Genomic DNA, 15,423 nt, shown 5'->3' on the forward strand with positions numbered 1-15,423 from the left:
GGCCCGCCGATCCTTCGACGCGCGCGTCCGCTCCCCGCGCGTGACGATGTCCCCGACGCCCCACCCCGGGCGCCGCAGGACTCACACTCACCCACCGGGAGCACAGCACATGCGAAAGCCCACTTTCCGGCGCCGCGGCCTCGTCGCGGCAGCATCCCTCGCGGTCGTGGCAGCCGCAGCGGTCGGCGGTTCCGCCGCCGCGTCGACGAGCGTCGAGCCGACGTCGACGCCCGTCCCGATCAGCACCCCCGACGGCCGGCTCATGAGCTACGTCGTCAACGCCCGCATCGCCACCCCCGGCCAGACGCGTCTCGTCGAGAAGGCCGTCGAGGCCGCGGGCGGCGTCGTCGTCCAGTCGTGGCCGCAGATCGGCGTCGTCATCGCCCACTCCAAGGTGTCGACCTTCCGGTCCGACGTCGTCGCCCGGGGCGGCAACGCCGTCGAGTCGGTCGGCGCCACCCGCACCGTCGAGGTCACCGAGGGCACGCCCGAGTCGGCCGGCGCGGCGTGGGGCCGCGGCGCGTCCGACTGGAAGAAGGGCGCGAAGAAGGACTGGAACGGCGACGTCGAGTCCGACCCGAGCCCCGCCGCGACGACCGACCCCCGCGAGTCGGAGCAGTGGGACATGACGATGATCAAGGCCGACCAGGCGCACCAGATCACCGACGGCTCCCGCAGCGTCCTCGTCGGCGTCCTCGACTCCGGCATCGACGCCGACCACCCCGACCTCGTCGCCAACCTCGACACGGCCGACTCCGTCAACTGCACCGACGCCGGCCGCCCGTCGACCACGGGCTGGCAGCCGACGACGAGCGACCACGGCACCCACGTCGCCGGCACGATCGCGGCCGCCCGCAACGGCGTCGGCATCGTCGGCGTCGCGCCGAACGTGCGCCTCGCGTCGGTCAAGGTCGTCAACGACGCCGGGTTCATCTACCCGGAGTACGCGGTGTGCGGGTTCGTCGAGGCCGGCCTCAAGCACATGGACGTGACGAACAACAGCTACTACGTCGACCCGTTCGAGTTCTACTGCGAGGACCAGCCCGACCAGTACGCGGCCAAGGAGGCCGTGCGCCGCGCGGTGACGTGGTCGACGAAGCAGGGCGTCGTGCACGCGGCCGCCGCCGGCAACTCGGCCAAGGACCTCGCGAACAAGTCCTCGTTCACGGACACCGGCAGCCCCGACGACGGCACGCCCGTCACGCGCACCCTCAACAGCGGCTGCGAGGACATCCCGACCGAGCTCGACGGCGTCGTCACGGTCAGCTCGATGCAGCGCTTCCCGGCCGGCACGATGGACAGCCGCCTGTCCTCGTTCAGCAACCGCGGCCTCGGCAAGATCGACGTCGCCGCGCCCGGCTCCTCGATCCTGTCCACCGTCGTCGCGAACAACGGCTACGGCCTCAAGAGCGGCACGTCGATGGCCTCGCCGCACGTGGCCGGCGTCCTCGCGCTCATGAAGTCGGTGCACCCGAGCTGGACCCCCGCACAGATGATCGAGAAGCTGCGCGAGCAGGCCGACGACAAGGCGTGCGGCACGACGACGGGCGGACCCTCGTGCGTGGGCCCCGTCGAGGACAACAGCTTCTTCGGTGAGGGTGTCGTCGACGCCCTCGACGCCGTGAGCTGAGGCACCACCAGCACTCCCGGGAGGGCCGGTCCGCCGCGAGCGGGCCGGCCCTCCTCGCATCTCCCGCCGTCCAGGCGTCCCGCCGCCCCCACTCGTCGAGTGAGCAGGCAGTCACTCCTGTCACGTGACGGGTGTGACTGCGTGCTCACTCGATCACGGGGCCGGGCGGTGGGCGGCGTGCGAGGTGCGGACGCCGCGGACGGTGCGCACGAGCAGGACGAGGGCGACGAGCTGGCTCACCGCGACGACGGCGACGAGCCAGGGCAGCGACCGGTCGTAGAGCCACCCGGACACGAGGCCGCCGACGACGGCGAACGCGCCCTGCACGCCGGCGAAGACGCCGTAGGCCGTGGCCCGCCGCGGCGCCTCGACGACCTCGGCGACGAGCGCCTTGACCGTCGAGTCCTGGACGCCGTAGGCCAGGCCCCACACGGCGACGCCGACGAGGGCGAGGGCGAGCGACCCGGTCAGGGCCAGCGGCGGCACGAGCGCGACGAGCACGGGCACGACGAAGAGCACCGCACCACCGAGCCGGTCGTAGGCGACGCCGACGCCCAGGGCCGCGAGCGCCTCGACGCCCATCGCGCCGGCGTAGACGACCGGCACCGTGGCCACGGGGACGAGACCACCGACGGTCAGGTGGTAGCCGATGAGGCCGAACGTCACGAGCCCTGCCGTCGTGAGGCCGGCGGCCAGCGCGTAGCGGAAGAACGAGCGCGGCAGCCCGGCCCCGACCGCGTCGGCGAACCAGCCGCGCACACCCCCGACGACCCCGCGTCGGGCCGGGTCCGGCCCCGCGACAGCGGTGTCGGCGGGACGAGCGGCGTCGGCGGGACGAGCGGCGTCGGTGGCCGGGGCGTCGGTGGCCGAGGCGTCGGTGGCCGGAGCGGGCGTCGCGACGTCCTCGGGCTGGGGGTCGTAGGCGGCGGGGTCGGGCACGCGGGCGCGGATGACCGCGAGCAGCACCATGGCGACGACCCCGGGGATCGCCAGCACGAGCATGCCGGGCCAGATGGTGCCCGCGGCCGCGACGACCGCCGCGACGAGCAGCGGGCCGGCGAAGGCGCCCACCTGGTCGAGGGCCTTGTGGACGCCGAAGCCGCGACCGCGGCCGACCGCCGTCGCGACGTGGGCGAGCAGGGCCGACTTCGACGGGCTGCGCACCGCCTTGCCGGCCCGCTCGAGCAGGATGAGCACCGAGGCGAGCGCGAGCCCCGCGCCGCCGACGAACGGGGTGACGGCCAGCAGCGGCACGCAGACGGCCGTGAGCCCGTAGCCGACGATCGTCAGCGCCCAGTAGCGGCCGGTACGGTCGGCGAGCGGGCCGAAGACGAGACGCAGCACGAGCGCCATGGCCTCGCCGGCACCCGTGACGAACCCGACGACCACCGCCCCCGCGCCGAGCGAGGCGAGCAGCGGGCCGTACATCGAGCGCGCGCCCTCGTAGACCATGTCGGCGGCGAGGCTGACGAAGCCGAACCACCACACGACCCGCCACGCCGACCACCGCAGCGCAGGACGCGTGGTGAGGGCATCGGGGCGGGCCGGCTCGGTCATGGTGGGCAACGTAGCAACGTCGCCTTAGCCTGAACCGGTGAGCAACCCGGACCGCGCCCCCGCCGAGGTCACCTGCGAGCACCGCGACGCCGAGGCCGGCTCACCCGCCGGCGCCGGCCCCGTCGTGCTGCCCTACCGCGACGTGCCGCTCGGCGGCCCACGGGCGATGCCGGTGCGGCGCAGCCTGCCGCAGCGCGAGCGCTCGCTCATCGGGGCCTGGTGCTTCGTCGACCACTACGGCCCCGACGACGTGTCAGCGACCGGCGGCATGGTCGTGCCGGGCCACCCGCACACCGGGCTGCAGACGGTGTCGTGGCTCTTCTCCGGCGAGATCGAGCACCGCGACACCACCGGGGCCCACGCCCTCGTGCGCCCCGGCGAGCTCAACATCATGACCGCCGGCAACGGCATCGCCCACTCCGAGTACTCGACGCCCGCCACGACGACGCTCCACGGCGCGCAGCTGTGGGTGGCGCTGCCCGAGGCGAGCCGGTTCACCGCGCCGGGGTTCGAGCACTACGCGCCACCGGTCACCGACGTCGACGGGTGCACGGTCCTGGTGTTGCTCGGGTCGCTGTTCGGGCAGACGTCGCCGGTGTCGATGCACTCCCCGCTCGTGGGCGCCGAGGTGACCCTCCCCGCCGGACGCTCGCTCGACGTCGCCCTCGACGCGTCGTACGAGCACGGGTTCCTCTGCGACACAGGCACCCTCACTGTCGAGACCTTGACGGCCAAGCCCGGCGAGATCGCCTTCGTGTCGACCGGGACGCGGACGGTCACCCTGACGGCCGGCGACGAGGACACGCGCCTGCTCGTGCTCGGCGGCGCGCCGTTCGGCGAGCAGGTCGTCATGTGGTGGAACTTCATCGGCCGCAGCCACGAGGAGATCGTCGCCTTCCGCGAGCAGTGGCAGCACGAGCGCGAGGCCGCTGCCCGTGGCACCGCGCCCGACGCGTCCGCGCGGTACGGGACGTTCCCCGGCGCGTGGGACCACACCCTGCCCGCGCCCGGCCTGCCGAACCTGCGTCTGCGCTCGCGCGGCTGACTTGCGAGGATGGGGGTCATGCGCGCGACGACGATCCACGGCCCCGGCGACATCCGACTCTCCGAGGTGCCCGACCCCACCATCGAGGCCCCGACCGACGCCATCGTGCGCGTCACGGCCGGGTGCATCTGCGGCTCCGACCTGTGGCCCTACCGCGGCGAGAATCCGATCCGTGAGGGCGCGACGATCGGCCACGAGGCCGTCGGCGTGGTCGAGGAGGTCGGCTCGGAGGTCAGGGACTTCCGGCCCGGTGACTTCGTCGTCATCCCGTTCTGCCACTGCGACAACACGTGCCCCGACTGCCTCGCCGGCGTCCAGTCCGCGTGCCCCAACGCCGACGGCACCGCGAGCGGCCAGGCCGAGCTGACCCGCGTCACCCAGGCCGACGGCAGCCTCGTCAAGACCGACGGGATACCCGACGAGCGGTTCCTGCCCTCGCTGCTCGCACTGTCCGACGTCATGGCCACCGGCTGGCACGCCGCCGTCGCCGCCAAGGTCACGCCCGGTTCGACGGTCGTCGTCGTCGGCGACGGCGCGGTCGGCCTCTGCGGCGTCATCGCCGCCGAGCAGCTCGGCGCCGAGCGGATCGTCGCGATGTCGCGGCACGAGCCGCGCCAGGCCCTGGCCCGCGACTTCGGCGCCACCCACGTCGTGGCCGAGCGCGGCGACGACGCCGTGGCCGCCGTCATGGACCTCACCGGCGGGATCGGCGCCGACGCCGTCCTCGAGTGCGTCGGCACCCACCAGTCGATGGACACCGCCTTCCACGTCGCACGCGCCGGCTCGACCGTCGGCTTCGTCGGCGTGCCGCACGGCGTCGAGCTGCCGCTGCGCCGGATGTTCGTGCGCAACATCGGCCTGGCCGGCGGCATCGCCCCGGTCCGCCTCTACCTGCCCGACCTCATGGAGCGCGTCCTGTCGGGCCGCATCGACCCGGGCAAGGTCTTCGACCTGACGCTCCCGCTCGACGAGGTCGCCGAGGGCTACCGCGCGATGGACGAGCGCCGCGCCGTCAAGGTGCTGCTCCAGCCGTGAGGCCCCGACGCGTCCGCCGCCGGGCGGCCGCGCCACCGATGGCGTGGCGCGCCCTGCTCGCGCTGGGCGTCGCCCTGCTCGCGACCGGCGTCGTGCTCATGCACTCTGTCGGGCCGCAGACGGGCGCGCCGGGCCACGGCGGTCACGTCGCGATGTCGCACGACATGGGGTCGCACGGCACGATCTCGACGGGCATGGTCTCGACGGGCACGGTCGTGGCGGCCGTCGCCGGCCAGCTCGCGGCCGGGCCAGCGGGTCACCACGGCACGGGCGGCGTGTGCCTCGCCGTGCTGCCGGGCCTGCTCGGGCTCGCGCTCCTCGCGCTCTCGCGGCTGCGGCGCCGCGCCGGCCACCTCCCCGCGCGGCCGCGCGCGACGCGTCGCCTCGTTCCCCCACGGGCCCCTCCCCGTCCCGTCGCCCTCACGCTCACCCGTCTCTGCGTCCTGCGGACGTGACCGGGCCACCGGACCCCGCCACCCGGCGGGACTCCGGCGCCTGACCACGCCCACTCGGGTTCCCCACGCAGAGAAGGACTTTCCATGAACGACCGCACGACCTCCACCCTGCCCACTCGCCGGACGCGTCACGCCTCGCTCGCGCTCGCCGCCGTGCTCACGCTCGGCACCGCCGCCTGCGGATCGACCGGGTCGACCGGCACCGGCCACTCCGGCCACGACGCGTCGAGCCCGACGACCCGCGCCTCGGCCGACACGTCGGCCGGCCCGTCTCAGGCGACCGCCGCCGGGCCGCACAACGACGCGGACGTCGCCTTCGCCGCCGGCATGGTGCCGCACCACGCGCAGGCCGTCACGATGAGCGACCTTGCCCTGCAACGCTCCTCGAACGCCGACGTCACAGCGTTGGCCACCGCCATCAAGGGCGCGCAGGACCCCGAGATCCGCACGATGAGCGGTTGGCTCGCCGGCTGGGGCCGGCCCGTGCCCGCCTCGAGCGGCGGGCACGAGGGTCACGACATGACGGGCACGAACGGCGCCGGCGGCTCGATGGCCGGGATGATGACCGCCGAGCAGATGGCCTCGCTCGAGGCTGCGAGCGGGCCGGCCTTCGACCGGCTCTGGCTCGAGCTCATGGTCGAGCACCACGAAGGCGCAGTCTCGATGGCCCGCACCGAGCTGCGCGACGGGTCGAGCCCCGCGGCCAAGGAGCTCGCCCAGTCGGTCATCGACGGGCAGACCGCCGAGATCGCGACGATGCGAGCCCTGCTCACCCGCCTCGGCGACTGACCGAGCCGCCACGCCGGTCCCCTGGTCGCCCAGGCACCCGCCAACCCGGCGGCGCCCGGGCGGCCACGGGCCGCCGGCGCCAGCGCGCACCATGGGAAGAACCGGAGGGAAGCTCGGGAAGGACCTCGGGACAAGGCGATTCACGCGTTGGCACCGGAAGTTCACGTATTTGTCGCTTTGCTGGAGTTTGGACACGAATTGCCCTCTTACTTTGCAGTCACCCCATTCGGCACATAAAGTCACAGACATCCCTCCCGACAATCGGTCCGGATAATGAGTGAGGACCAGGCTTGGCCCCGAGATTCGCGTCCGTCGATGACTACATCGCCTCCTATCCCGAGGAGACGCGGACCCAGCTCGCGAGGGTGCGGACCGCGATCCGCACGGCCGTGCCCGACGCCCGCGAGAAGATCAGCTACGGCATGGCCACCTTCACCCTCGAGGGCAAGCCGCTGCTCTATTTCGCCGGGTGGAAGAACCACGTCGGCGTCTATCCGGTGCCGACCGGTGACGCCGCCTTCGAGGAGGCCATCCGGCCGTTCCGCCGGGCCAAGGACACGGTGCGTTTCCCGATCACCAAACCGGTCCCGCTCGACCTCGTCGCGACCATCGCGCGACTCTGCGTGCGCCGCGCCGCCGAGCGCGACCGCGAGGAGCAGTCGCAGTCCGGCTGACGGGAGTCGGCGCCGGAGCGCCGGCGGCGGGCGTCAGCGTCGGGGCGTCAGGCGCAGCGTGACGATCCGGAACGGCCGCAGCCGCAGCCGGATCCCCTCGTCGGCGGAACCGGGTTCCTCGACGAGGGAGCGGCGCCCCTCGAGCGCCTCCGATCCCGGCTCCTCGAGCAGGTCGGTCTCGACAACGCGCTCGACCGCGAAGCCGGGCACGAGCGTCACGTCGCGGCGGCCGCCGGTGGCCTCGTAGAGCCGGACGACGACGTCGCCGCTGCCGTCCTCGGCGAGCTTGACCGACTCGACGACGCAGCCCGGGTCGTCCACCGTGACGAGGGAGCCCGTCGGCGGGACGTCCTGCCCTGACGCGTCCGGCAGGTCGCCGAGCAGCGGCAGGTGCATCGCGTAGCCGTGGGCGACGGCCTCGGCGACGTCGGCTCCCGGGACGATCCCGAACCGCACGACGTGCTCGCCCACGACGGCCGAGGCGTCGGTGTCGGGGTCGGGGAACGACGGCGAGCGCAGCAGCGTCAGGCGCACCGTCGTCACCGGCTCGCCCGACGCGTCGACGCCGCGGCGCACGGCGTGCCCGTACGTCGACTCGTTGACGACGGCCAGGCCCCAGCCCTCCTCGCCGACGTGCAGCCAGCGGTGGGCGACCATCTCGTGCCGGGCGGCCTCCCAGGACGTGTTCTCGTGGGTCGGCCGGCGCAGGTGCCCGAACTGGATGTCGGCGGTGCTGTGCGGCGCGAGCACCGGCACGGGCACGTACGCGGCGAGGGCGCGCTCGCTCTCGCGCCAGTCGACGCGCACCTCGACGTCGACGCGCGGCGAGTCAGCCGTGACGGTCGTGCGCTGCACGTACGTCGAGCGCCCGACGCGTCCGCGGGCCTCGACGACGACGCGCAGCGGCCCCGCCTCGACGACGGTGGCCGGGTGCGCGCCATCGCCTCCAGAGGCGTCGGGCGAGCCATCGGGCGTGACGTCCGGAGACGTCCACGTGCGGGCGTGCGGCTTGTCGATGTCCCAGGCGTCCCACATCGCCGGCACGTCGGGGTGCAGGCGCAGCTCGGCGGCCCGAGCCCCCGGCGGCAGCGCGTCCCGGCCGCCGTGGCGCAGGTCGAGCAGCCGCTCGATCGAACCGTCGGGCGCGACCGTGACCGACACGAGCCCGTTGGCGACGGTGAGCCCGTCGACCGTCACGGGGTGATCGGGCTCGACGCGGCGACCGCCGACGGCGAGCGCCGGCACCTCGACGAGCGCGACGCCAGCGTGGTCGTCGCCCTCAGCGCCGTCAGCGGACCCGACGACCTCGCGGCGAGACAGCGGCCCGGCGTTGAGCAGCCCACGCGGCCCGTCGCCCGAGCCGGCGAGCAGGTCGAGCGCCTCGGCCACGAGGGCGTGCAGCTCGGCGGTCAGCCGCTCGAAGTCGGCCCGCGCCTCGCGGTGCACCCAGGCGATGGCGCTGCCGGGCAGGATGTCGTGGAACTGCAGGAGCAGCAGGCGTTCCCACACGAGGCGCAGCCGCTCGGCCGGCCAGTCGCCGAGACCGCGGAGGGCGACGAGCGTCCACGCGAGCTCGGCCTGGCGCAGCAGCGCCTCGCAGCCACGGTTGCCGGCCTTCATGGCGCGCTGGCTCGTCAGGGTGCCGCGGTGCAGCTCGAGGTAGAGCTCCCCGGACCACGTCGGGGCGCGGTCGGCGTACTCCTCGCGGACCGCCTCGAAGAACGAGGACGCCGTGCCGACCTCGACGGCGGGCGAGCCCTCGAGCGAGCGCAGCCGACGGGCCCGCTCGAGCATCTCGCGCTCGGGACCGCCGCCGCCGTCGCCGAAGCCGAACGGGATGAGCGATCGACGGGAGCGGCCCTTCTCGAGGTGCTGCCGGGCCGAGCGGTGGACGTCGGCGCCGCCGAGCTTGCTCTCGTAGGTGTCGGCGGGCGGGAAGTGCGTGAGGATCCGGGTGCCGTCGATGCCCTCCCACCAGAAGGTGTGGTGCGGGAAGGTGTTCGTGTCGTTCCAGCTGAGCTTCTGGGTCAGGAACCACTGCGCCCCGGCGAGCCGCGCGATCTGCGGGTAGGCGGCGGCGTAGCCGAACGAGTCGGGCAGCCAGACGCCCTCGCAGCGTCGGCCCAGCTCGCGCTCGAAGAACCGCTGGCCGTGGAGCAGCTGGCGCACGAGCGACTCCCCGCCCGGCATGACGCCGTCGGCCTCGACCCACTGGCCGCCGACCGGCTCCCACGTGCCGGCCTCGACGGCCTCGATGATCCGGCGCCAGATCGCCGGCTGGTGCTCCTTGGTCCAGGCGTACTGCTGCGCCGACGAGCAGGCGAACACGAGCTCGGGGTAGTCGGCGGCGAGGGCCGTGACGTTGGCGAAGGTGCGCGCACACTTGCGGACGGTCTCGCGCACCGGCCAGAGCCAGGCGGAGTCGATGTGGGCGTGGCCGACGGCGGTGAGGCGCTGGGCGCTCGTCACGGCCGGGGCCGCGAGCACCGCGGCCAGCGCCGCCCGGGCCGGCCGGGCCGTGCCACGCACGTCGTGGACGTCGAGGGCGCTGAGGGCGTCGTCGAGGGCGGCCACCACCTCGAGGCGTCGGGCGTCGCGCTCGGGCAGCTCGGCGGCGAGGTCGACGAGGACGTCGAGGTCCATCGCGAGGCCGAAGACCTCCGGCTCGAAGACGGCGACGTCGATGCGGCCGAGGACGTAGCGCGGCTCGTCGCCGGCCGTCGCGAGGTCGCCGAGCCCGGTGGGCCGGAACCCGTTCTCCATGACCGCCGGGTTGCCCGCGGCCTCGAGGTGCAGGTGGATCGGCTCGCCACCCGCGGCGTCGCGGCTGACGCGGTACCAGCGGTTCATCGGGTGGATGCCCTTGAGCGGCAGGCCGTCGGCGTCGTGGAGCAGGCCCTCGGCCTGGAAGCCGGGCCCCTCGCCCCGGAAGCCGAGGTCGACGACCACCTCGACGCACTCGCCGGCGAACGCGTCCGGCACCGACCCGGTGATCTCGAACCACCACGTCGACCACGGCTCGCCCCAGGGCGTCCCCGGGCCGACCGGCTCGTGCGGCGCCGCGAGCGCCTCGGCGACCGGCACCGGCTCGCCCGGGACGTGCCAGGCCGACACCGCCAGAGGCGTGCGGTCGCGGTGGACCGCCGGCAGGACGTGCTCGGCGAGCACGCGACGGGAGCGGGCGAGCACGTGCGAGCTGTCGTCGAACACGCGTCGACCCTAGCCACGCGAGGACGACCGCGCCGCGTTCGCCACGGCCCCTCGGCGAAGGGACCGCTCGACCACACCGACCGATCCGCTTCTAGCGGACGCGACGGGGCTTCGTATACGAAACGCGAAAAGCCGAGTGTGACCTGCGTCACATTCACGGCACGGTAAAGCACCGGTAAAGGCCGTCCATCCACTCATTCAAGGACGAACCCGACGCGCCCTCCGTTACCTCGGCGTGACATTGCCCGGTTGATTCGTCTACAGTTCCGGGAGTCCGGCCCCCCTGGCCGGGCGCGTACGAGGTGGACCGCCTAGTCCTGTCACCGCCTCGCACGTGAGATCAGACCTTGTGACAGGAGCGGAGGAACCACACGTTTCTCCGGGCGTCCGGCACCACGACTCCGGACGTCCTTGGGGTGAAGTACCCACCCGGGCCGAGCACGACACACGGCACGGGAGGGAGCCGGGCACCTTTCCGCCCGAACCCGACAGCTAACTTCGTAGGCGCGGAGAGGTACATGAAGACTGAGAACATCCGCGGGCGCCACCGCGCGCCAGGACGCCACAATCCCCTCAACGAACTCAAGCTTCTCGCCCGTGAGTCGGCTCAGCCGGCCATGAAGGGCGCCGCGATCGTCGCGGCCACCGGCGGCATCCTCGCCACCTTCGCGGGCCCCGCCAGCGCCGACGAGGCCAAGGCCGCCAACGGCGCCGTCACCGCTCTCGGCTCTCCCGCCGCGGTCGGCCCGGCTGCCGCCCGCACCGCCGCGCCCACGACGGCCCTGTCGAAGATCGGCTTCCAGCCGCAGGTGCAGCAGGCCGTCGCGCAGCGCACCGCCAAGGCCAAGCCGGCCGTCATCGAGGACGTCGTCGTCGAGAAGGCCCGCCAGGCCGCCGCCGACCGCAAGGCCGCCGCCGAGCGCGCCTCCCGCGAGGCCTCGCGCCAGTCGCTGCTCAACAGCACCGCCTCGACCAAGTCGAGCAGCAACGGGTCGGTCCCCAGCGCCTCGTCGGGCATGCGCTCCGACCACAACTGGGCCACCGCGGGTCAGTGCACGTGGGGCGCCCTCAACAAGTGGTACCAGTCCGAGGGCTACTACCCCGGCGGCTGGACCGGCAACGCCATGGAGTGGGCCTCCGGCGCCGCGTCGGCGGGCTACACCGTCAGCGGCACCCCGCGCACCCGCTCGATCGTCGTCATGCAGCCCGGCGTCCACGGCTCCTCGAGCGTGGGCCACGTCGCCTGGGTCACGGCGGTCAACGGCAACGAGGTCACCATCATCGAGATGAACGCGATGGCCGGCCCGTACAACTACAACACCCGGACCGTCACCGACATCTCCGGCATGAAGTACATCTACGCGCCGTGACCTGACCGGTGCGCCCGCGAGAGAGGGCGGGGACGACACACGTCGTCCCCGCCCTCTCTGCGTGTCCGGCGCCTTCCGACGCGGTTCGGCGTCGGTTCGGCGGCGGTTCGGCGGCGGTTCAGCGCGGCTCGGGCGGCGGCTCGGGGCCGACGTGCGGCTCGCCGAGGAACCGCTGCACCCACGCGACGTCGTGCCAGGCGCCGTTCTTCCAGCCCACGCGGCGGTACGTGCCGACGGGCTCGAACCTGAACGAGGCGTGGAGCCGGTTGCTGGCCTCGTTCGGCTGGGCGATGCCGGCCGCCGCCATCCGGTAGCCGCGCTCGGTGAGGCGGTCGAGCAGGGCCGCGTAGAGCGTCCGGCCGCCGCCGCTGCCGTGCCACCTCGGGTCGAGGTACACCGACACCTCGCACGACCAGCGGTAGGCCGGCCGGGCCTTGAACGGGCCGCCGTAGGCGTAGCCGACGACCTCGCCGGCGTCCTCGAGGACGAGCCAGGCATGCGTCGCGACCGCGGCCTCGATGCGGGCGGCCACGTCGGCCTCGGCCGGCGGCTCGAGCTCGAAGGTGATCGCGGTGTCGAGGACGTAGGGCCGGTAGATGCGCGCGCAGGCGGCGGCGTCGGCGGCCGTCGCGTCCCGCACGACGCGGGTGGAGCGCCCCGGACGCGGCGTGGGCTCGGTCGTCATGCCGCGATGCTAGGGCTCGCTGCCCGGGCGTCCCGGGCCCGGCTGCTCGCCACCAGCCCGCTCCCCGTCGGCCGGGTCCCCGGCGGTGCGCTCTGCGTCGGCCGACTCCCCGTCCATCCACGTGCCGCCGGCCCGGTCCTCGGCGGGCTCGTCACCGACCTGCGGCTCCCCGGACGCCCACCGCCGCCGGCGTCGGTTGCTGCCCGGCGCCTCGGCGGCGAACCTCGACACGACCATCGCCACGAACGTCACGAGGTAGACCTGCCCGATGACCGCCTCGGACATGGCCGCGAGGCGCCCGACCTCGGTGACGGGCACGAAGTCGCCGTAGCCGAGCGTCGCGATCGTCGTGAGGCTGAAGTACATGTAGACGGTCGAGGAGACGTCCGAGCCGAAGTAGTGCACGTCCGGAGTCCACCCGTCGATCGTCTGGAAGAGCAGCGAGTAGGCCACCGCGAGCTGCAGGTAGGCGGCCACGGCGCCGAGGACGGTCTGGAGCGTGACCCGCTGGTGCCACACGAGCCGGCCCGCGCAGAGCACCGGGGTGACGAACGCGGCGACGCACCAGAACGCGTCGGGCTGGATCGCCGCCGGGGGCCGCGCAGCCCCCGGGACGGCCTCGAAGAGGATGATGACGAGGTTGCCGAGGACGCTGAGACCGACGAACCAGTCCATGATCCGGCACATGCGTCGCGACGCCCCGGAGGCGCGGGTGGCCACGACGAGCGCCGCGCCCGTGACCGCGTGGGTGACGAACCGGCCGGTGTAGGAGAAGCGCACGTCGACGAGCGACTGCGTGACGATCGCGACGAGGACGAAGAGCAGCACGAGGTCGAAGCGGTCGAGGAGCGGGACTCTTCGACGACCCACGCGGTGGTCCTCCATCGCTGCCTCCTGCCTCCTGCCTCGGGTGCGAGGGCTGCGCTCCGAGAATAGGCTCCGGCGCGCGCCTCAGACCCCGGATCGGCGGTGGACGCGACGGACCGCGCCGACGGCCACCGCCTCCAGACGCCGCGCCTCGGCCTCCTCGAGGGCGTCGACCCGGCCGATCGCGAAGGCCGTCGCGGCGTCGCCGGACGACGCCAGCCCGACGACGGCGACCCGGGCGGCGACGGTGTCGTGGTGCTCGCCGAGCACCTCCTGGACCTCCTCGGCGGCCTCGGCGAGGCGCAGGACGCGCTGCCCGGTGACCGGCCCGGCGGCCTCCGCCGCGTAGCGCAGCCGCTTGGCCGCCTTGCGCGCCTCGTGCAGCAGCGCGGCCCGACGGTCGGCGTCGGGTTCGGCGAGCGCCTCCCCGGCGAGGCGCTCGAAGCGGGTGGCCTCCCGGCGGACCTGCCGACGGGCGACGCGTCGGGCGGGGGCCGCTGCCCGCTCGGTGAGGGGCGGGTCGGCCGCGAGGGACTCGAGCGCGGCGAGGGCCGAGCGGTACCGACGCGAGGCCAGTACCTCGACGACGCGGGGACGGCGGGCCGCCAGGTCCTGCTCGAGGGCCCGCACGAGGGCCCGGTGCCCCCGGGCCGCCTGGCCGGCGGCGTCACCAACCGACGCCTGCGGCGCGTGTGCGACCACGCGTTCGAGGACCACCTCCGCGTCGCGGACCCGCCCCAGCTCGGACGCCGCCCACTGCAGCTCGGCGCGCAGCGGCTCGGTCTGCGACGCGTCGACGAGCGGCCGGAAGGTCGCGAGCGCGCTGCGGGCCCGGCGCATCGCGACGCGGAGGTCGTGGACGTCCGGCGAGCCACCGCCGGGACCCTCGGCCGCGAGGATCGCCCGGACCTGCTCGTCCAGCCACCAGCGCAGCAGCTGCCCGGCCGGGTCCTCGCGCCCCGGACGCCAGCGCCCTCCCCTGCCGGACGAGCCGGACGCGCCGGACGCGCCGGCGGCGTCACGGACCGCGGGCGGTGGGGGCACAGGTCCTGTCTACTCCCGCGCGGCACCGCGCGACGCCCGAACGGGATGCACCTGTGAACCGTGGACAGACGCCTGCACGGCGGCGGGTGCGGAACGTAGAGTCGAGAGGTGGCACGGGTCACCGATCCGCCGAAGGTGCATCCGGCCGGCCCCCTCGGTGCCGCGCCGCCGGCGTCCACGCCCGGGCTCGCCCCGCCCCGGCCACCTGGCAGTTCCCAAGCCGAGCCGCCCTCCGAGCCACCGTCCGTCCCACCGCGGCGCTTCGCCCGGCTGCGCGGCCTGCCCCGACGCGTCTGGGTCACGGTGCTCGTCGTGCTGCTCGTCGCCGGTGGCGGGCTCGCATTCGCGCTGACCCGCCCGCCCGGACCACCCGCGCTGACCCAGCGCGACGTCGACGCGAGCGTCCGGCGCGGGCTCGAGGCCTACAGCGAGCAGCAGGCGGCCGAGCCCGCCGACGCCACCCTCGCCCACCGCGCCATCGAGCCCTCGCTCGTCGTCGTGTCGACGCGCACGACGACGTCGACGGGGACCGAGGAGGGCACCGGTGCCGGGGTCGTCGTCAACGAGGCCGGCACGGTGCTGACCGCCGACCACGTCGTCGCCGGGGCCGGCAGCATCACCGTGCAGTTCGCCGACGGCACGAGCTCGCCGGCCCGGGTGCTGACGCACCAGCCGGAGATCGACATCGCCACGCTCGTGCCGACGCAGCTGCCCGACACGGTCGTGCCGGCGGTCCTCGGCGGCGGGGTCCAGGTGGGGGCGCCCGTCTTCGCCGTGGGGCACCCGCTCGGGCTCACCGACTCGCTGTCGGCGGGCGTCGTGTCGGCGCTCGAGCGCACCGTCACGGTCCCCGACGGGCGGCGCCTGCAGCACCTCATCCAGTTCGACGCCGCCGTCAACCCCGGCAACTCCGGCGGGCCGCTGCTCGACCGGTCGGGGCACGTCGTCGGCATCGTCACGGGGTTGGCCAACCCCACCGACCAGGCGCTGTTCGTCGGCATCGGCTTCGCCGTGCCCATCGCGACGGCCGGTGGGGCCGCCGGCAGCCCGCCCCACTGAGAC

Annotated in this window: 13 protein-coding genes and 1 riboswitch; of the genes, 8 read left to right on the plus strand and 5 right to left on the minus strand. The window is 74.3% G+C overall.

The window, feature by feature from the left end; translation table 11 throughout:
* The first annotated feature begins 109 nt into the window (after positions 1–109).
* Positions 110–1,630: a S8 family peptidase gene (locus tag BIV28_RS17750; RefSeq protein WP_076263855.1), complete on the plus strand. Its 1,521-nt coding sequence runs from the start codon at positions 110–112 to the stop codon at positions 1,628–1,630.
* A gap of 153 nt (positions 1,631–1,783) precedes the next feature.
* Here the strand turns inward: BIV28_RS17750 and BIV28_RS17755 are convergent, their stop codons facing one another.
* A complete protein-coding gene (locus BIV28_RS17755) occupies positions 1,784–3,187 on the minus strand; it encodes an MFS transporter (protein ID WP_076263856.1) in 1,404 nt (467 codons plus the stop codon).
* Positions 3,188–3,224: 37 nt separating this feature from the next.
* On the opposite strand from BIV28_RS17755, the gene BIV28_RS17760 reads away from it, so the two are divergent.
* The 5 genes from BIV28_RS17760 to BIV28_RS17780 all read left to right on the plus strand — a co-directional run bounded on the left by BIV28_RS17760 (position 3,225) and on the right by BIV28_RS17780 (position 7,185).
* Complete coding sequence (locus tag BIV28_RS17760) at positions 3,225–4,232, plus strand: pirin family protein (protein ID WP_076263857.1); 1,008 nt, start codon at positions 3,225–3,227, stop codon at positions 4,230–4,232.
* Between the two features lie 18 nt (positions 4,233–4,250).
* Positions 4,251–5,267, plus strand: a complete 1,017-nt coding sequence (locus BIV28_RS17765) for a zinc-dependent alcohol dehydrogenase family protein (RefSeq protein ID WP_076263858.1) — start codon at positions 4,251–4,253, stop codon at positions 5,265–5,267.
* Positions 5,264–5,722, plus strand: coding sequence for a DUF6153 family protein (locus BIV28_RS17770; RefSeq protein ID WP_207556076.1), 459 nt, complete (start codon positions 5,264–5,266; stop codon positions 5,720–5,722). The genes BIV28_RS17765 and BIV28_RS17770 overlap by 4 nt, the downstream gene beginning before the upstream one ends.
* A gap of 84 nt (positions 5,723–5,806) precedes the next feature.
* Positions 5,807–6,511, plus strand: coding sequence for a DUF305 domain-containing protein (locus BIV28_RS17775; RefSeq protein ID WP_076263860.1), 705 nt, complete (start codon positions 5,807–5,809; stop codon positions 6,509–6,511).
* Between the two features lie 290 nt (positions 6,512–6,801).
* Entirely contained in the window at positions 6,802–7,185 is a 384-nt protein-coding gene (locus BIV28_RS17780; RefSeq protein WP_076263861.1) for an iron chaperone, read from the plus strand.
* 33 nt (positions 7,186–7,218) lie between these two features.
* On the opposite strand, the gene BIV28_RS17785 is transcribed toward BIV28_RS17780, so the two are convergent.
* Positions 7,219–10,395 carry an alpha-mannosidase gene (locus tag BIV28_RS17785; protein WP_076263862.1) on the minus strand — a complete coding sequence of 1,059 codons (3,177 nt, stop codon included), beginning with the start codon at positions 10,393–10,395 and terminating at the stop codon, positions 7,219–7,221.
* Between the two features lie 314 nt (positions 10,396–10,709).
* Positions 10,710–10,917: riboswitch (cyclic di-AMP (ydaO/yuaA leader) on the plus strand.
* Between BIV28_RS17785 and BIV28_RS17790 the strand changes: the two genes are divergently transcribed.
* Positions 10,914–11,765: a CHAP domain-containing protein gene (locus BIV28_RS17790; protein ID WP_076263863.1), complete on the plus strand. Its 852-nt coding sequence runs from the start codon at positions 10,914–10,916 to the stop codon at positions 11,763–11,765. Its footprint overlaps the riboswitch before it by 4 nt.
* Positions 11,766–11,883: 118 nt before the next feature.
* On the opposite strand, the gene BIV28_RS17795 is transcribed toward BIV28_RS17790, so the two are convergent.
* The 3 genes from BIV28_RS17795 to BIV28_RS17805 form a co-directional block, all read right to left on the minus strand.
* Entirely contained in the window at positions 11,884–12,450 is a 567-nt protein-coding gene (locus tag BIV28_RS17795; RefSeq protein WP_076263864.1) for a GNAT family N-acetyltransferase, read from the minus strand.
* Between the two features lie 9 nt (positions 12,451–12,459).
* Entirely contained in the window at positions 12,460–13,320 is an 861-nt protein-coding gene (locus BIV28_RS17800; RefSeq protein WP_207556077.1) for a potassium channel family protein, read from the minus strand.
* 81 nt (positions 13,321–13,401) lie between these two features.
* Entirely contained in the window at positions 13,402–14,361 is a 960-nt protein-coding gene (locus BIV28_RS17805) for a CHAD domain-containing protein (protein WP_076263866.1), read from the minus strand.
* 108 nt (positions 14,362–14,469) lie between these two features.
* Between BIV28_RS17805 and BIV28_RS17810 the strand changes: the two genes are divergently transcribed.
* Positions 14,470–15,420 carry a S1C family serine protease gene (locus tag BIV28_RS17810; protein ID WP_076263867.1) on the plus strand — a complete coding sequence of 317 codons (951 nt, stop codon included), beginning with the start codon at positions 14,470–14,472 and terminating at the stop codon, positions 15,418–15,420.
* Positions 15,421–15,423 lie beyond the last annotated feature (3 nt).

Source organism: Intrasporangium flavum (genome assembly GCF_001956915.1).
Classification (GTDB): domain Bacteria; phylum Actinomycetota; class Actinomycetes; order Actinomycetales; family Dermatophilaceae; genus Monashia; species Monashia flava.

Bases quoted from the DNA above. Each gene is read 5' to 3' on its own strand.
- BIV28_RS17750 (WP_076263855.1), top strand. From the start codon at position 110: ATGCGAAAGCCCACTTTCCGGCGCCGCGGCCTCGTCGCGGCAGCATCC.
- BIV28_RS17755 (WP_076263856.1), bottom strand. From the start codon at position 3,187: ATGACCGAGCCGGCCCGCCCCGATGCCCTCACCACGCGTCCTGCGCTG.
- BIV28_RS17765 (WP_076263858.1), top strand. From the start codon at position 4,251: ATGCGCGCGACGACGATCCACGGCCCCGGCGACATCCGACTCTCCGAG.
- BIV28_RS17775 (WP_076263860.1), top strand. From the start codon at position 5,807: ATGAACGACCGCACGACCTCCACCCTGCCCACTCGCCGGACGCGTCAC.
- BIV28_RS17790 (WP_076263863.1), top strand. From the start codon at position 10,914: ATGAAGACTGAGAACATCCGCGGGCGCCACCGCGCGCCAGGACGCCAC.
- BIV28_RS17795 (WP_076263864.1), bottom strand. From the start codon at position 12,450: ATGACGACCGAGCCCACGCCGCGTCCGGGGCGCTCCACCCGCGTCGTG.